The 13,336-nt window shown below is 60.2% G+C and carries 13 protein-coding genes; 6 read left to right on the forward strand and 7 right to left on the reverse strand.

The genetic code is table 11. The features are described 5' to 3' along the window. The first annotated feature begins 1 nt into the window (after position 1). A complete protein-coding gene (lnt, locus tag BKD70_RS07950; RefSeq protein WP_047273513.1) occupies positions 2 to 1,525 on the forward strand; it encodes an apolipoprotein N-acyltransferase in 1,524 nt (507 codons plus the stop codon). Between the two features lie 74 nt (positions 1,526 to 1,599). Here the strand turns inward: lnt and BKD70_RS07955 are convergent, their stop codons facing one another. Both BKD70_RS07955 and BKD70_RS07960 read right to left on the reverse strand, forming a co-directional pair. Beyond that, the gene (locus BKD70_RS07955) at positions 1,600 to 2,361 is read right to left on the reverse strand and encodes a YdcF family protein (RefSeq protein ID WP_047273512.1); all 762 of its coding nucleotides are present in this window, start codon (positions 2,359 to 2,361) and stop codon (positions 1,600 to 1,602) included. A 155-nt stretch (positions 2,362 to 2,516) separates the two neighbouring features. Then, positions 2,517 to 2,810, reverse strand: coding sequence for a hypothetical protein (locus BKD70_RS07960; RefSeq protein ID WP_047273511.1), 294 nt, complete (start codon positions 2,808 to 2,810; stop codon positions 2,517 to 2,519). A 236-nt stretch (positions 2,811 to 3,046) separates the two neighbouring features. On the opposite strand from BKD70_RS07960, the gene leuS reads away from it, so the two are divergent. From leuS to BKD70_RS07985, 5 genes are all read left to right on the forward strand, one after another. Next, positions 3,047 to 5,653 (forward strand): leucine--tRNA ligase, encoded by a 2,607-nt coding sequence (gene leuS, locus BKD70_RS07965; RefSeq protein ID WP_047273510.1) that lies wholly within the window; start codon positions 3,047 to 3,049, stop codon positions 5,651 to 5,653. 90 nt (positions 5,654 to 5,743) lie between these two features. Next, positions 5,744 to 6,349, forward strand: a complete 606-nt coding sequence (gene lptE, locus BKD70_RS07970; protein ID WP_047273509.1) for an LPS assembly lipoprotein LptE — start codon at positions 5,744 to 5,746, stop codon at positions 6,347 to 6,349. Positions 6,350 to 6,391: 42 nt separating this feature from the next. Next, complete coding sequence (holA, locus tag BKD70_RS07975) at positions 6,392 to 7,429, forward strand: DNA polymerase III subunit delta (protein WP_047273508.1); 1,038 nt, start codon at positions 6,392 to 6,394, stop codon at positions 7,427 to 7,429. Positions 7,430 to 7,557: 128 nt separating this feature from the next. Continuing rightward, positions 7,558 to 7,707 carry an alternative ribosome rescue factor ArfA gene (arfA, locus tag BKD70_RS07980; RefSeq protein ID WP_047273507.1) on the forward strand — a complete coding sequence of 50 codons (150 nt, stop codon included), beginning with the start codon at positions 7,558 to 7,560 and terminating at the stop codon, positions 7,705 to 7,707. A gap of 50 nt (positions 7,708 to 7,757) precedes the next feature. Beyond that, positions 7,758 to 9,062: a lytic murein transglycosylase gene (locus tag BKD70_RS07985; RefSeq protein WP_047273506.1), complete on the forward strand. Its 1,305-nt coding sequence runs from the start codon at positions 7,758 to 7,760 to the stop codon at positions 9,060 to 9,062. Positions 9,063 to 9,097: 35 nt separating this feature from the next. On the opposite strand, the gene BKD70_RS07990 is transcribed toward BKD70_RS07985, so the two are convergent. The 5 genes from BKD70_RS07990 to BKD70_RS08010 form a co-directional block, all read right to left on the reverse strand. Continuing rightward, positions 9,098 to 10,051, reverse strand: a complete 954-nt coding sequence (locus tag BKD70_RS07990; RefSeq protein ID WP_047273505.1) for an LD-carboxypeptidase — start codon at positions 10,049 to 10,051, stop codon at positions 9,098 to 9,100. Positions 10,052 to 10,055: 4 nt separating this feature from the next. After that, on the reverse strand, positions 10,056 to 11,096 hold the full coding sequence (lipA, locus tag BKD70_RS07995; protein WP_047273504.1) for a lipoyl synthase: 1,041 nt from the start codon (positions 11,094 to 11,096) through the stop codon (positions 10,056 to 10,058). A 1-nt stretch (position 11,097) separates the two neighbouring features. Then, positions 11,098 to 11,751, reverse strand: coding sequence for a lipoyl(octanoyl) transferase LipB (lipB, locus tag BKD70_RS08000; RefSeq protein WP_047273503.1), 654 nt, complete (start codon positions 11,749 to 11,751; stop codon positions 11,098 to 11,100). Then, positions 11,751 to 12,026 carry a DUF493 domain-containing protein gene (locus BKD70_RS08005; protein ID WP_047273502.1) on the reverse strand — a complete coding sequence of 92 codons (276 nt, stop codon included), beginning with the start codon at positions 12,024 to 12,026 and terminating at the stop codon, positions 11,751 to 11,753. Before BKD70_RS08005 ends, lipB begins: the two co-directional genes overlap by 1 nt. 79 nt (positions 12,027 to 12,105) lie before the next feature. Then, positions 12,106 to 13,263, reverse strand: a complete 1,158-nt coding sequence (locus BKD70_RS08010) for a D-alanyl-D-alanine carboxypeptidase family protein (RefSeq protein ID WP_047273501.1) — start codon at positions 13,261 to 13,263, stop codon at positions 12,106 to 12,108. Positions 13,264 to 13,336: the final 73 nt, after the last annotated feature.

Below are 13,336 nucleotides of genomic sequence, written 5' to 3' on the forward strand. Positions count from 1 at the left end.
AATGCGCTGGATAACCTCCCCCGGCTGGCCCGGTAACTTGCTGGCTGTGGTCGCCGGCGCACTCACCACCCTGGCGTTGGCACCGTACGACATCTGGCCGCTGGCGCTGGTCGCCCTGGCCCTGTTCTACCTCGGCTTGCGCGACCTGTCGCCACGTCAGGCGCTGGGCCGGGGCTGGTGCTTCGGTTTCGGCCTGTTTGGCGCGGGCACCAGCTGGATCTACTACAGCATTCACAACTTCGGAGGCGCGTCAGTCTTGCTGGCGGGCCTGCTGATGCTGGCATTCACTGCCGCCATTGCCTGGTTCTTTGCCCTGCCCGCGTGGCTATGGGCGCGCTGGATTCGCCGCAATGAAGCCCCGCTGGCGGACGCCTTGGCCTTTGCGGCCCTGTGGGTCATGCAAGAAGCCTTTCGCGGCTGGTTCCTCACCGGGTTCCCGTGGCTTTATTCCGGTTACAGCCAACTCGACGGCCCTCTGGCCGGGCTCGCGCCGCTGGGCGGCATGTGGCTGATTTCCTTCACCTTGGCGCTCACTGCCGCCCTGCTGTGCAACCTCCCCCGGTTGATCCGGGCCAAACGCAAGGCTTTCATCGCCGCCGGAGCCGTGCTGCTGGTCGGCCCGTGGATCATCGGTAGCGCCCTCAAACACCACGCTTGGACCAGTCCTTCGGGCGATCCGCTGAGCGTGGCGGCGATTCAGGGCAATATCGAACAAAGCATGAAATGGGACCCGGCGCAGTTGAATGCGCAACTGGCCCTGTACCGCGACATGACGTTCAGTTCCAAGCGGGTCGACCTGATCGTCTGGCCTGAAACCGCGATCCCGGTACTCAAGGAAAACGCCGAAGGCTACCTGTCAATGATGGGGCGCTTTGCTGCCGACCGGCATTCTGCCCTGATCACCGGTGTGCCGATCCGCCAGGAAGTGCGTCACGAACCGCGCTTCTTCAACGGCATTACGGCCGTGGGCGAGGCGGATGGCACCTACCTGAAACAGAAACTGGTGCCGTTTGGCGAATACGTGCCGTTACAGGATGTGCTGCGCGGGCTGATTGCGTTCTTCGACCTGCCGATGTCCGACTTCGCTCGCGGGCCTGCGGAACAAGCGCTGCTACAAGCCAAGGGCTATCAGATCGCACCGTTCATTTGCTACGAAGTGGTGTACCCGGAATTCGCTGCCAGCTTGGCGGCCAAGAGCGATGTGCTGCTGACCATCAGCAACGACACCTGGTTCGGCACCTCGATTGGCCCGCTGCAGCATTTGCAGATGGCCCAGATGCGCGCGCTTGAAGCTGGCCGCTGGATGATCCGGGCAACCAACAACGGCGTCACCGGGCTGATTAACCCTTACGGGCAGATCACGGCGCAAATCCCGCAGTTCGAACAGGGGATTCTCTACGGCGAAGTGGTGCCGATGCACAACCTCACGCCGTACCTGCAATGGCGTTCGTGGCCGTTGATTATCCTGTGTGTGGTGCTGATCGGCTGGGCCCTGATAACCAGCCGCATTGCCAAGACCGTGTGAGACGCCGCGTGTCGCAGCCAACGCTTGAGGCTGCGACACGCACAGGGTAGCTACCTTCCAGCGCGTGCTCCGGCTCAGCGGTAAAACAACGGGTAAGCCACTTGCCCCACCGCCTCGTTCAGCAACTGCCCGGACTGCCAGATCGATTTGAATTCTGGCATCCATCCACCCAGAGGCCGGGCGTTGTCTCGGCCCAAAAAGCCCACCGGCGCTGCCACCACTTCAAACCCGGCCTTTTCGAAACTCCAGACGGCACGCGGCATGTGCCACGCTTGCGTGACCACCACCACGCGCTTGATGCCCTGAGGCAGCAAGAGATCGGCCGTCATTTGCGCGTTTTCCCACGTCGTGCGGCTGCGCTCTTCTTTCCAGCGCACTTGCACACCAAAGTCATCGCGCAAGGAGTCTGCCATCAACTGCGCCTCACTCGGCGGCGTGCCGTAATGCAGGCCGCCCGTGGTCACCAGCGGCAGCCCGGAAGCCTTGGCCAGTCGGGCCGAGTAACGCTGACGTTCTAGCCCGGTGCCCGTCGGCTGATCGCTGCCCCACGCCGGATCGCCCCGCTCACGCCCGGACCCCAGCACCACAATCGCATCGGCACGCGTGGCCAAAGTCGCCCAGTCACTTTGCGCCAGTGCCGGTTCACGCTCCAGCGCGCGGGCGCTCCATTCCACCACCACGGGCAGGCTCATCAACCAGAAGCCACCCACCCCCACGACGAACAACGCCCCGGCCAGCCGCGGGCGCGAACGGCGCAGCCACCAGGCGAGCACAAGGATCAGTAAAAGAATGCCGGGCGGCAGAAGCAGTTGTTTAACGAAATATCGAATAGGCATCGAGCATCTCCAAAGATGCCCGAAGCCTAAGGGGGTTGATCCGATGCAACAACAGGCACGTGAGTGACTTGGATATAAACGCCTGCTTTATCAACCCTGGGACACGTAGGTGACGCCACTCGCTGTATCACGGACTCACGACGTAAAAAGTCGCCCTAGCCCTTGGCTTGCTTGACCCGGTCCTTCAGCCAGATGACATTGGCTGCCGACGGGGTTTCCTGCACATGACTGCTGCCATGCGAACGTCTATCCACCTCGCGTTCGCTCCGGTTTAAATACGCGTTAATCAACTCCAGTTCAGCATGACTCAAACCTCGCAATTCCACTTCGGCAGGGTGTTCGTTACGTAATTGCACTGCCGTTTGCGCTGAATCGAGAGCCACGTCCAAACGATTGATCAGACGCTCATACACCTGTGACGTTTTCGCTTTGCGTTGCGTTCTTGCCATCCGCTCACCTCATTGAAGGATATCAATCTCCCCTTTGAGCAAGCTTAGTCGCGTGCACAAAACCGGTGAGGTGCAGCGACCAACGGAAGGACGAGGCAATCAGGGTTTCCCTCGATAGAGTGGGGTCATGTATGCTACGGGGCTTCCTGTAACCCCTACTCCAACTTGACCGGGCAACACAATAGCCGGCCGTATGTTGAAGAGGATTAGGCCACCCTTTATCAGTACAAGTAGCCATGCACGAACAATATCAGCCCCGTGAAATAGAAGCCGCCGCCCAATCATTCTGGGACAACCAAAAGTCCTTCGAAGTCAGCGAAGATCCAGGCAAGGAAACCTACTACTGCCTGTCGATGTTCCCGTACCCGAGCGGCAAGCTACACATGGGGCACGTGCGTAACTACACCATCGGCGACGTGATCTCCCGTTACCAGCGCATGCTCGGCAAGAACGTACTGCAACCTATGGGGTGGGATGCCTTCGGCATGCCGGCTGAAAACGCCGCGATGAAGAACAACGTCGCACCGGCCAAGTGGACGTACGAAAACATCGAGTACATGAAGACCCAGTTGCGCAGCCTGGGCCTGGCGGTTGACTGGTCGCGTGAAATCACCACCTGCAAGCCGGACTACTACCGCTGGGAACAATGGCTGTTCACGCGCCTGTTCGAAAAAGGCGTGATCTACCGCAAAAACGGGACCGTGAACTGGGACCCGCTGGACCAGACCGTTCTGGCCAACGAGCAAGTGATCGACGGCCGCGGCTGGCGTTCGGGCGCGCTGATCGAAAAACGCGAAATCCCGATGTACTACTTCAAGATCACGGCCTATGCCGATGAGCTGCTTGAAAGCCTCGACGAGCTGACGGGCTGGCCTGAGCAGGTCAAGACCATGCAGCGCAACTGGATCGGCAAATCCCGCGGCATGGAAGTCCAGTTCCCTTACGACGTCGACTCCATCGGCGAGCAGGGCACCCTCAAGGTCTTCACCACCCGCCCCGACACCCTGATGGGCGCCACCTATGTGGCCGTGGCGGCCGAGCACCCGCTGGCCACCCAGGCGGCACAGTCCAACCCCGAGCTGCAAGCGTTTATCGCTGAATGCAAAGGCGGCAGCGTGGCTGAAGCCGACATGGCTACCCAGGAGAAAAAGGGCCTGCCGACCTCGCTGTTCGTCCTGCACCCGCTGACCGGTGAGAAGCTCCCGGTGTGGGTCGCCAACTATGTGTTGATGCACTACGGCGACGGCGCAGTCATGGCCGTTCCTGCTCACGACGAGCGCGATTTCGAATTCGCCACCAAATACGACCTGCCGATCAAGTCGGTCGTGCGCACCAGTGCGGGCGACGCCTCCCCTGCGCCTTGGCAGGACGCTTACAACGAACATGGCCCACTGATCAATTCCGGCGAATTTGACGGTCTGGATTTCGACGCAGCCTTTGCGGCAATGGAAGCAGCCCTGAGCGCCAAAGGTCTGGGCCAGTCGCGCACCCAGTTCCGCCTGCGCGACTGGGGCATCAGCCGTCAGCGCTATTGGGGTTGCCCGATCCCGATCGTTCACTGCGACAGCTGTGGCGACGTTCCGGTGCCAGAAGACCAATTGCCGGTTGTATTGCCTGAAGACGTCGTACCCGATGGTGCCGGCTCGCCATTGGCCCGCATGCCTGAGTTCTACGAGTGCAGCTGCCCGAAATGCGGCGCCCCGGCCAAGCGTGAAACCGACACCATGGACACCTTTGTCGAGTCGTCGTGGTACTACGCGCGCTACGCCTCGCCTCACTACGAAGGCGGTCTGGTCGAAAAATCCGCCGCCGATCACTGGCTGCCGGTTGACCAATACATCGGCGGTATCGAACACGCGATCTTGCACCTGCTGTATGCGCGCTTCTTCCACAAACTGATGCGCGATGAAGGCTTGGTCAGCTCCAACGAGCCGTTCAAGAACCTGCTGACCCAAGGCATGGTGATTGCCGAAACGTATTACCGTCGCGAAGCCAACGGCGCCCTGACCTGGTTCAACCCGGCAGACGTCGAGCTCGAGCGTGACAGCAAGGCCAAAATCATTGGCGCCAAGCTGATCAGCGACGGCCTGCCGGTTGAGATTGGCGGCACTGAAAAAATGGCCAAGTCCAAGAACAACGGCGTTGACCCGCAATACATGATCGAGCAATACGGCGCCGATACCTGCCGCCTGTTCATGATGTTCGCGTCGCCACCTGACGCCAGCCTTGAATGGTCGGACTCCGGCGTTGAAGGCTCGCACCGCTTCCTCAAGCGCGTCTGGCGCCTGGCGCATGCGCACGTTAGCCAGGGTCTGCCCGGCGCACTGGACATCGGCACGCTGAATGACGAGCAAAAAGTCATTCGTCGCGCCATTCACCAGGCCATCAAGCAAGCCAGCCAGGACGTGGGCCAGCACCACAAATTCAACACCGCCGTCGCGCAAGTGATGACCGTGATGAACGTGCTGGAAAAAGCGCCGCAGGCCACCGAACAAGACCGCGCCCTGTTGCAGGAAGGTCTGGAAACCGTGGCCTTGTTGCTGGCCCCGATCACCCCGCACATCAGCCACGAGCTGTGGAATCAGCTGGGTCACATCGGCGCCATCATCGACGCACCGTGGCCGACGTTGGACGAAAGCGCGCTGATTCAGGACACGCTGCAACTGGTGATTCAGGTTAACGGTAAACTGCGCGGCCAGATCGAAATGCCTGCCGGCGCCAGCCGTGAAGACATCGAAGCGGCGGCCCGGATCAACGAAAACGTGCTGCGTTTCACCGAAGGCCTGACCATCCGCAAAGTGATCGTCGTGCCGGGCAAACTGGTTAATATCGTCGCCAGCTAAATTGGAACAGGCGCCCGCCTCGTGCGCGGGCGCCCAACAAAACCTTCCGGGCCGCTTCGTCGGTCCATCTGGTTTCAAGGGGAGCAACACATGATCAAACGCAACTTGCTGGTGATGGGCCTCGCAGTCTTGCTGAGTGCCTGCGGCTTTCAGCTGCGCGGCACCGGCACCAATCAGCTGTCGATTACCGAACTCGACGTCACAGCCCGTAATGCTTACGGCGATACCGTGCGGGAGTTGCGACAAGTGCTGGAAAACAGCGGCGTGAAAATCACCGCCGCTGCGCCTTACCACCTGATCCTCACCAACGAGCAAGACAGCCAGCGCGCTGCCAGCTATGCGGGCAATGGCGGTTCGGTCGAATACGAATTGACCAAAGTGCTGAACTACGAGATCCGTGGCGAGCACAACTTGCCGTTGCTCAACAACAAGATCGAAGTGCACAAGGTCTACCTGCAAGACAGCAGCAACATCACTGGTTCTGGCCAGGAAGCGTCCATGATCAGCACCGAGCTGCGCCGTGAACTGGTGCAACAAATGGTGCTGCGCCTTGAGCAGCTGACCCCGGAACAACTGGCCAAGCTGCAACAAGTGGCTGACGAGAAAGCACGGGCTGAAGCCCAGGCCATCGAAGCCGCGCGTCAGGCACAAGATGCGATTCCTCAGCAGTCGCCCCTCGAAGTTCCTGAGCAATAAGGTATACGGGGCGCTCAGGCGCCCCGTCATCTATCAAGTCCTATGAAACTCGCCCCCGCCCAACTCGCCAAACACCTGCAAGGCAGCCTGTCGCCCGTCTATATCATCAGCGGCGACGACCCGCTGTTGTGTCAGGAAGCCGCAGACGCCATCCGCAGCACCGCCCGCCAACAAGGTTTTGATGAACGCCAAGTGTTCAGTGCTGACGCCAGTTTTGACTGGGGTTCATTGCTGCAGGCTGGCGCAAGCATGTCGTTGTTTGCCGAAAAACGCTTGCTGGAGCTGCGATTGCCCTCCGGCAAACCCGGCGACAAAGGCGCGGCAGCCCTCATCGAATATTGCTCGCGACCCGCAGACGACACCCTGCTGCTGATCAGCCTGCCAAAACTCGATGGCAGTGCGCAGAAAACCAAATGGGGAAAGGCGCTGGTGGAGGGGGCGCACACACAGTTCGTACAGATCTGGCCGGTGGACGCCAATCAATTGCCGCAATGGATTCGCCAGCGGCTGTCGCAAGCAGGGCTGGCGGCGACCCATGATGCTGTGGAATTGATCGCCGCACGGGTAGAAGGCAACTTGCTGGCAGCCGCTCAGGAAATCGAAAAGCTCAAACTGATGGCTGAAGAAGGCCAGATCACGGTCGAGACCGTGCAGGCCGCGGTCGCAGACAGTGCGCGTTTCGATGTGTTCGGGCTGGTGGATGCGGTGCTTAATGGTGAGGCTGCCCATGCATTGCGCATGCTTGAAGGCTTGCGCGGTGAAGGTGTCGAGCCGCCCGTGATCCTCTGGGCGCTGGCTCGCGAGCTGCGGGTCTTGGCCAACATTGCGTTGCAATACAGCCAAGGCATTCCGCTGGACAAGGCGTTCAGCCAGGCACGCCCGCCGGTGTGGGACAAACGCAAACCGCTGATGAGCAAAGCCTTGCAACGTTATTCAGCTCAGCGCTGGGCGCAGCTATTGATGGACGCGCAACGCATCGATGCACAGATCAAGGGTCAGGCGGCAGGTTCGGCCTGGAGCAGCCTCAGCCGATTGACGCTGCTGATGTGTGGGCAACGTCTGAACTTGCCAGCGGAATAACCAACCAGCCTGAGTGGCCGCTATAAAAGCACGAAACAGCCGGTCAACGCCTGCACGTAACGACGCTGGACAGATCAAACAATCTGGCCGATGATTTGCGCCTGTTCAACCCAGCGAGAGTCATTGCCATGAGCAAACGCCCCAACAAGGCCAAATCCATCGTCACCCAACCCTTGTTCCGCAGCCGCCAGGAACGCCCCGCCAAAGGCAAAGGCAGCTACCGCCGCGAAGCCTTCCAGTCGAGAGACCGGGAGGCTTTTTACTTTCTGGCTGCCTGACGGCGGGAATGTTAAGGTCTGCATCTGATTCGCATTACCTGGACCTGCGCATGCCCTTAAGTCATAAACGCCGTTGGCCGATGCGCCAACTGATTGCTGCTTCCAGCGTCATCCTTTTAGTCGCCTGCGCAGAGAAACCCACCGCAGCCGATGCTCAACCCCTGCCTGTGACGCCTCCCGCGCCCGCGGTGACCACCAGCGCTCCCGTTGCAGACACCCTTGAAATCCAGCCCGCCCAAAGCTTCAGCGAATGGCAAGCCAACTTCCGTGCGCAAGCCCTGAAGGCAGGGATCAACCCGCTGGTTTTCGATAATGCCTTCAAAGACATCACCCCCGACATGGGCGTCATCAAGGCTGATCGCAGCCAGCCCGAGTTCAGCCGCCCGGTGTGGGAATACCTCGAAGGCGCCCTTTCGCCGCTGCGCGTGCGCAATGGCCAGCGATTGCTGGAGCAAAATGCCGACCTGCTGAGTCGTATCGAAGAGCGCTACGGCGTTGACCGCAAGGCACTGGTGTCGGTGTGGGGCATGGAAAGCAACTTCGGCACTTTTCAAGGCAACAAATCGGTGATCCGTTCCCTGGCCACCCTGGCGTATGAAGGCCGCCGCCCGGAATTCGCCCAGAGCCAACTGATCGCTGCCCTTAAGATCATCCAGGAAGGCGATATTTCGCCCGAGAAAATGCTCGGTTCATGGGCAGGCGCGATGGGCCAGACCCAGTTCATCCCCACCACCTATGAAACCCACGCGGTGGATTTCGACGGCGATGGCCGTCGGGACATCTGGAACAGTTCGGCTGACGCGCTGGCTTCCACGGCTCACTACCTGCAAAGCTCCGGTTGGAAGCAAGGCCAGCCTTGGGGATTTGAAGTGAACCTGCCGAGCGGGTTTGACTACGCGCTGGCTGACGGAACCGTTCGTAAAAGTGTCAGCGAGTGGCAAGCGCTTGGGGTTCGGGTGCCTGAGACCGACAGCGGTTCAGAACAACTGAGCGCCACGTTGTTGCTGCCCGCCGGATACCGGGGACCGGCATTTTTAGTGCTGGATAACTTCAGGGCCATCCTGCGCTACAACAACTCTTCGTCGTATGCGCTGGCGGTGGGCCTGCTGTCTGAGCGCTTCAACGGTGGTGGCATCATCAAAGGGGACTGGCCCAAGGATGACCGCCCGTTGAGCCGCAGCGAACGTGTCGAGCTGCAAACCCTGCTGAGCAACCGCAACTACGACGCGGGCAAGGCTGATGGCATCATCGGGGCAAACACCCGCAAGGCGATTCGCAGCGCGCAGCAAGCGCTGGGCTGGCCCGCGGATGGCTACCCTTCGCATAAGTTGCTGGAAAGTTTGCGCCAACAATAAACGGCCTGCGCCACCCCTCTCCCGCCGGGAGAGGGTCAAGGCGCGATCGAAACGACGTCCTGCTCTAACACCAACTGCTGGTTATCTGCATCCAGACGTACAAGCGCGCCCATTGGCAAGGTCAGGTTGGGGTCGCAATGCCCGCTGCGCCATCCCGCGAGTACAGGCACACCTAGCGGCCCAAGCTCCTGCCCGATCAGCCGCATCAACGCCTGAGTGTCCACTCCGGCCACATCCCCCACCAACACACCCCGAACCCGCGCCAACTTGCCCGCTAACCGCAGTTGGGTCAGCAGACGGTCAATCCGGTACAGCGGTTCGTTGACGTCTTCAATGAACAAAATGATGCCGTCTGCGTCCAGCTCGAATGCGGTGCCAAGCGTGCCGCAGATCATGGCCAGGTTGCCGCCCAACAATCGTCCACTGGCCACGCCCGGCGCCACGGTGGTCAACGCAAACGCGGCGGGATGGGTCAAGACGGCGCCTTGCCGGCCACTGATCATGTCCAGCAGGGAGGATTCAGTGGGCGCCTGCTTATTGCCCAGCAGGTCGGCGTTCAGCATCGGCCCGTGAAAGGTCACGAAGCCTGCATAACGGGTGATGGCCAGATGCAGCGCCGTGATGTCGCTGTAGCCAATAAAAGGTTTGGGATGGCGTTTCAGGAGCTCGAAGTCGATGCCATCGAGCAAACGCGGGCTGCCATAGCCGCCGCGCATGCACAAAATCGCGTCGATGCTGTCGTCGGCAAAGGCGTCGTGCAAATCGTGCAAACGGATAGCATCAGCGCCGGCCAGGTAGCCGTCTTTTTCCCATACCCCCGGAAAAACCCGCAGTTGATAACCGCGTGCCTGTATCCATTGGGTGGCAAGGTGAAGATCGAGTTCGGCTGGGCCAGCCGGGGCGATCAGGCCGATCACCCCGCCAGCACGCAGCGCGGGCACCGCGCCGTGGGCCTTGTCAGACACCTGCGCGGTGAACCGGCTGTTCATGGTTTTACTCACTGACCAGCATGTTCTTGACCAGTTTGGCCTGCTCATCCGCGTGGTACGAGGAACGAACCAACGGCCCGGAAGCAACGTTTTTGAAGCCCATTTTGTAACCTTCCTCGGCGAACCAGGCGAAGGTGTCCGGGTGCACAAAACGCTGAACCGGCAAGTGGCTGCGCGACGGTTGCAGGTACTGGCCAAGGGTCAGCATGTCGATGTCGTGCTCGCGCATGCGCTTCATCACGTCGATGACTTCTTCATCGGTTTCGCCAAGGCCCAGCATCAGGCCGGATTTGGTCGGGATGTGCGGCATCATTTGTTTGAAGCGCTGCAGCAACGTCAACGACCACTGGTAATCGGAACCCGGACGCGCCGCCTTGTACAGACGCGGGACGGTTTCTAGGTTGTGGTTGAACACGTCAGGCGGCTCGGCGGCCGTGATGTCCAGCGCTACGTCCATGCGGCCACGGTAGTCGGGCACCAGGGTTTCAAGCAGCACGTTGGGTGACAGCTTGCGGATTTCGCGGATGCAATCGGCAAAGTGCTGGGCACCGCCGTCACGCAGGTCGTCACGGTCCACCGAGGTGATGACCACGTACTTCAAGCCAAGGTCAGCAATGGCGATGGCCAGGCTTTGTGGCTCATTGACGTCCAAAGGCTTGGGTCGACCATGGCCGACGTCGCAGAACGGGCAGCGACGGGTGCAGATGTCGCCCATGATCATGAAGGTGGCAGTACCGCCCGAGAAGCACTCACCGAGGTTCGGGCAGGACGCTTCTTCGCAAACGCTGTGCAGTTTGTGTTTGCGCAGCAGTTGCTTGATACGGTCGACTTCCGGGGAAACCGGGATGCGCACCCGAATCCAGTCAGGTTTTTTCGGCAATTCGGTGGTCGGAATGATTTTGACCGGGATACGCGCCACCTTTTCGGCACCGCGCAGCTTGACGCCGGTCTCAACCTTGGAACGGGCCTCGCTGGCGCGGGCTGCACGTTCAGAGATGTCCAGCGTAGGGATCAGGGTTTCAACAGCGTCTTGCGCAGTAGTCATATCAATCGATTCCGCCCGTCAGGGTCGTCTGCTCAGCATAGTCGAGGTGTTTGACGAGCTGCGCGCGCAGCCGGGCACGCACCTCGGCAAATTCAATCGGGCCTGCATGGTCGCGCAACTGGGTCATCGCCAGCCCCGCGTAGCCACAGGGGTTAATCCGTCGAAACGGTTCCAGGTCCATATCCACATTCAGGGCCAGGCCGTGGAAAGAGCAGCCATTGCGGATCCGCAGGCCCAGTGAGGCGATTTTCGCGCCATTCACATACACGCCCGGCGCATCGGGCTTGGCGTGTGCGCTTACGCCATAGCTGGCGAGCAACTCGATCAGGCAGCGCTCCATCCGGCTGACCAGTTCGCGAACCCCAAAGCCCAGACGTCGCACGTCCAGCATCAGGTAGGCAACCAACTGGCCGGGCCCGTGATACGTCACTTGCCCGCCGCGATCTGATTTGACCACCGGGATATCACCCGGCAGCAGCAGGTGCTCGGCCTTGCCGGCCTGCCCCTGGGTGAATACTGGCGGATGCTCCACCAGCCAGATCTCGTCTTGCGTCTCGGGCCGGTCTTTGCGTTGGTCAGTGAAACGCTGCATGGCCAGCCAGGTGGGCTCGTAATCCAGCAACGCCAACTCGCGAAAACCCAGGGCCCGCGACATCACAACACCATGTGAACGAAGCCAGTGGCCCGCAGTTCGCTGTTGATGTTGTACAGCTGGTCCTGATCCGTGGCCACAATGTGCAGCTGGATGGTGGTGTACTTGCCGTTGGTGCTCTGGCGTTCGTCAATACGCTCGTCGTTGATCGTTGCGTGTTTTCGCACGATCACGAGGATTTTGTCCTTGTTACCCACACCTGTGTCACTGATCACCTTAACCGGGTAATCGGTTTGAGGAAATTCGATCTTTGGCGCCTTTACTTCGTTATCGCTCATGGCGTATTGGCCTCGTAAGCCCGGAACTACAGACATGACCCCGCGCCGGGTAAGCGCAGGGTCACACAGGTGGGTGCAATCAGTTGAACAACCCGTAGAAGAATAGACGGATGCTATCCCACACGCGGCGGAAAATGCCACCTTCCTCAACCGGCTCAAGTGCGATCAAGTCCGCACTGTGAACAACTTTATCGTCGAGTTTGACTTCAACCTTACCGATCACGTCACCTTTGGCGATGGGCGCCATCAGTTGAGGGTTCATGGTCATGCTCGCGGCCAGCTTTTTCAATTGGCCTTTAGGCAGGGTCAGGGTCAGGTCGTTGGCCAGACCGGCTTTGACTTGGCTGGTGGTGCCTTTCCAGACAGGAGCCTGAGCCAGCTCGGTGCCTTTCTGGTAGAAGGTCTGGGTTTCGAAGAAGCGGAAACCGTAGGTCAGCAGTTTTTGCGTTTCGGCCGCACGGGCCGCTTCGCTGTTGGTGCCGAACACCACGGCGATCAAACGCATGCCGTCACGCACTGCCGAAGACACCATGCAGTAGCCGGCTTCATCGGTGTGACCGGTTTTCAGGCCGTCAACGGTCTTGTCGCGCCACAGCAACAGGTTGCGGTTAGGCTGCTTGATGCCGTTCCAGAAGAACTCTTTCTGCGAGTAGATCGCGTAGTGAGTCGGGTCTTCGTGGATGATCGCGCGGGCCAGCAGCGACATGTCATGCGCCGACGAGTAGTGATCAGGGTTTGGCAGACCGGTCGGGTTCATGAAGTGACTATTGGTCATGCCCAGCTCGGCTGCGGTCTTGTTCATCAGATCCGCGAAAGCGTCTTCACTGCCGGCAATGTGCTCAGCCAATGCAACGCTGGCGTCGTTGCCCGACTGAATGATGATCCCGTGCAGCAGATCGCTGACCGACACCTGGGTGCCGACCTTGATGAACATGCGCGAACCACCGGTGCGCCAGGCGTTCTCGCTGACCGTTACCGGATCGTTCTCGCCAATCTGGCCACGACGGATTTCCAGCGTCGCAATGTACGCGGTCATCAGTTTGGTCAGGCTGGCCGGGGGCAGGCGCTGGTCGCCATTGTTTTCAACCAGCACGTTGCCGCTACTGGCATCCATCAGTACGTAGGATTTGGCGGCAAGCTGTGGCGGCGACGGCATCATTTCGGCTGCCCAGGCGGCAGGCGTAATGATCAGCGGGACAAGCAGGCACAGGCGTTTGGCAAAGGTGGTGATGTTCATCCGTCTCTCGAAATTGTTGATGGAAACTTACCCTCGCGGGCAAAACTGTTCTGACAGCCCTTAGAGGGGCTGT

It is taken from the genome of Pseudomonas sp. BS-2016, assembly GCF_001806145.1.
In the GTDB taxonomy this organism is placed as follows: Bacteria; Pseudomonadota; Gammaproteobacteria; order Pseudomonadales; family Pseudomonadaceae; genus Aquipseudomonas; species Aquipseudomonas lundensis.

Excerpts from the sequence above, each read along its gene's own strand:
- lnt (WP_047273513.1), top strand. The coding sequence starts at position 2 with ATGCGCTGGATAACCTCCCCCGGCTGGCCCGGTAACTTGCTGGCTGTG.
- BKD70_RS07955 (WP_047273512.1), bottom strand. The coding sequence starts at position 2,361 with ATGCCTATTCGATATTTCGTTAAACAACTGCTTCTGCCGCCCGGCATT.
- BKD70_RS07960 (WP_047273511.1), bottom strand. The coding sequence starts at position 2,810 with ATGGCAAGAACGCAACGCAAAGCGAAAACGTCACAGGTGTATGAGCGT.
- leuS (WP_047273510.1), top strand. The coding sequence starts at position 3,047 with ATGCACGAACAATATCAGCCCCGTGAAATAGAAGCCGCCGCCCAATCA.
- lptE (WP_047273509.1), top strand. The coding sequence starts at position 5,744 with ATGATCAAACGCAACTTGCTGGTGATGGGCCTCGCAGTCTTGCTGAGT.
- holA (WP_047273508.1), top strand. The coding sequence starts at position 6,392 with ATGAAACTCGCCCCCGCCCAACTCGCCAAACACCTGCAAGGCAGCCTG.
- arfA (WP_047273507.1), top strand. The coding sequence starts at position 7,558 with ATGAGCAAACGCCCCAACAAGGCCAAATCCATCGTCACCCAACCCTTG.
- BKD70_RS07985 (WP_047273506.1), top strand. The coding sequence starts at position 7,758 with ATGCCCTTAAGTCATAAACGCCGTTGGCCGATGCGCCAACTGATTGCT.
- BKD70_RS07990 (WP_047273505.1), bottom strand. The coding sequence starts at position 10,051 with ATGAACAGCCGGTTCACCGCGCAGGTGTCTGACAAGGCCCACGGCGCG.
- lipA (WP_047273504.1), bottom strand. The coding sequence starts at position 11,096 with ATGACTACTGCGCAAGACGCTGTTGAAACCCTGATCCCTACGCTGGAC.
- lipB (WP_047273503.1), bottom strand. The coding sequence starts at position 11,751 with ATGTCGCGGGCCCTGGGTTTTCGCGAGTTGGCGTTGCTGGATTACGAG.
- BKD70_RS08005 (WP_047273502.1), bottom strand. The coding sequence starts at position 12,026 with ATGAGCGATAACGAAGTAAAGGCGCCAAAGATCGAATTTCCTCAAACC.
- BKD70_RS08010 (WP_047273501.1), bottom strand. The coding sequence starts at position 13,263 with ATGAACATCACCACCTTTGCCAAACGCCTGTGCCTGCTTGTCCCGCTG.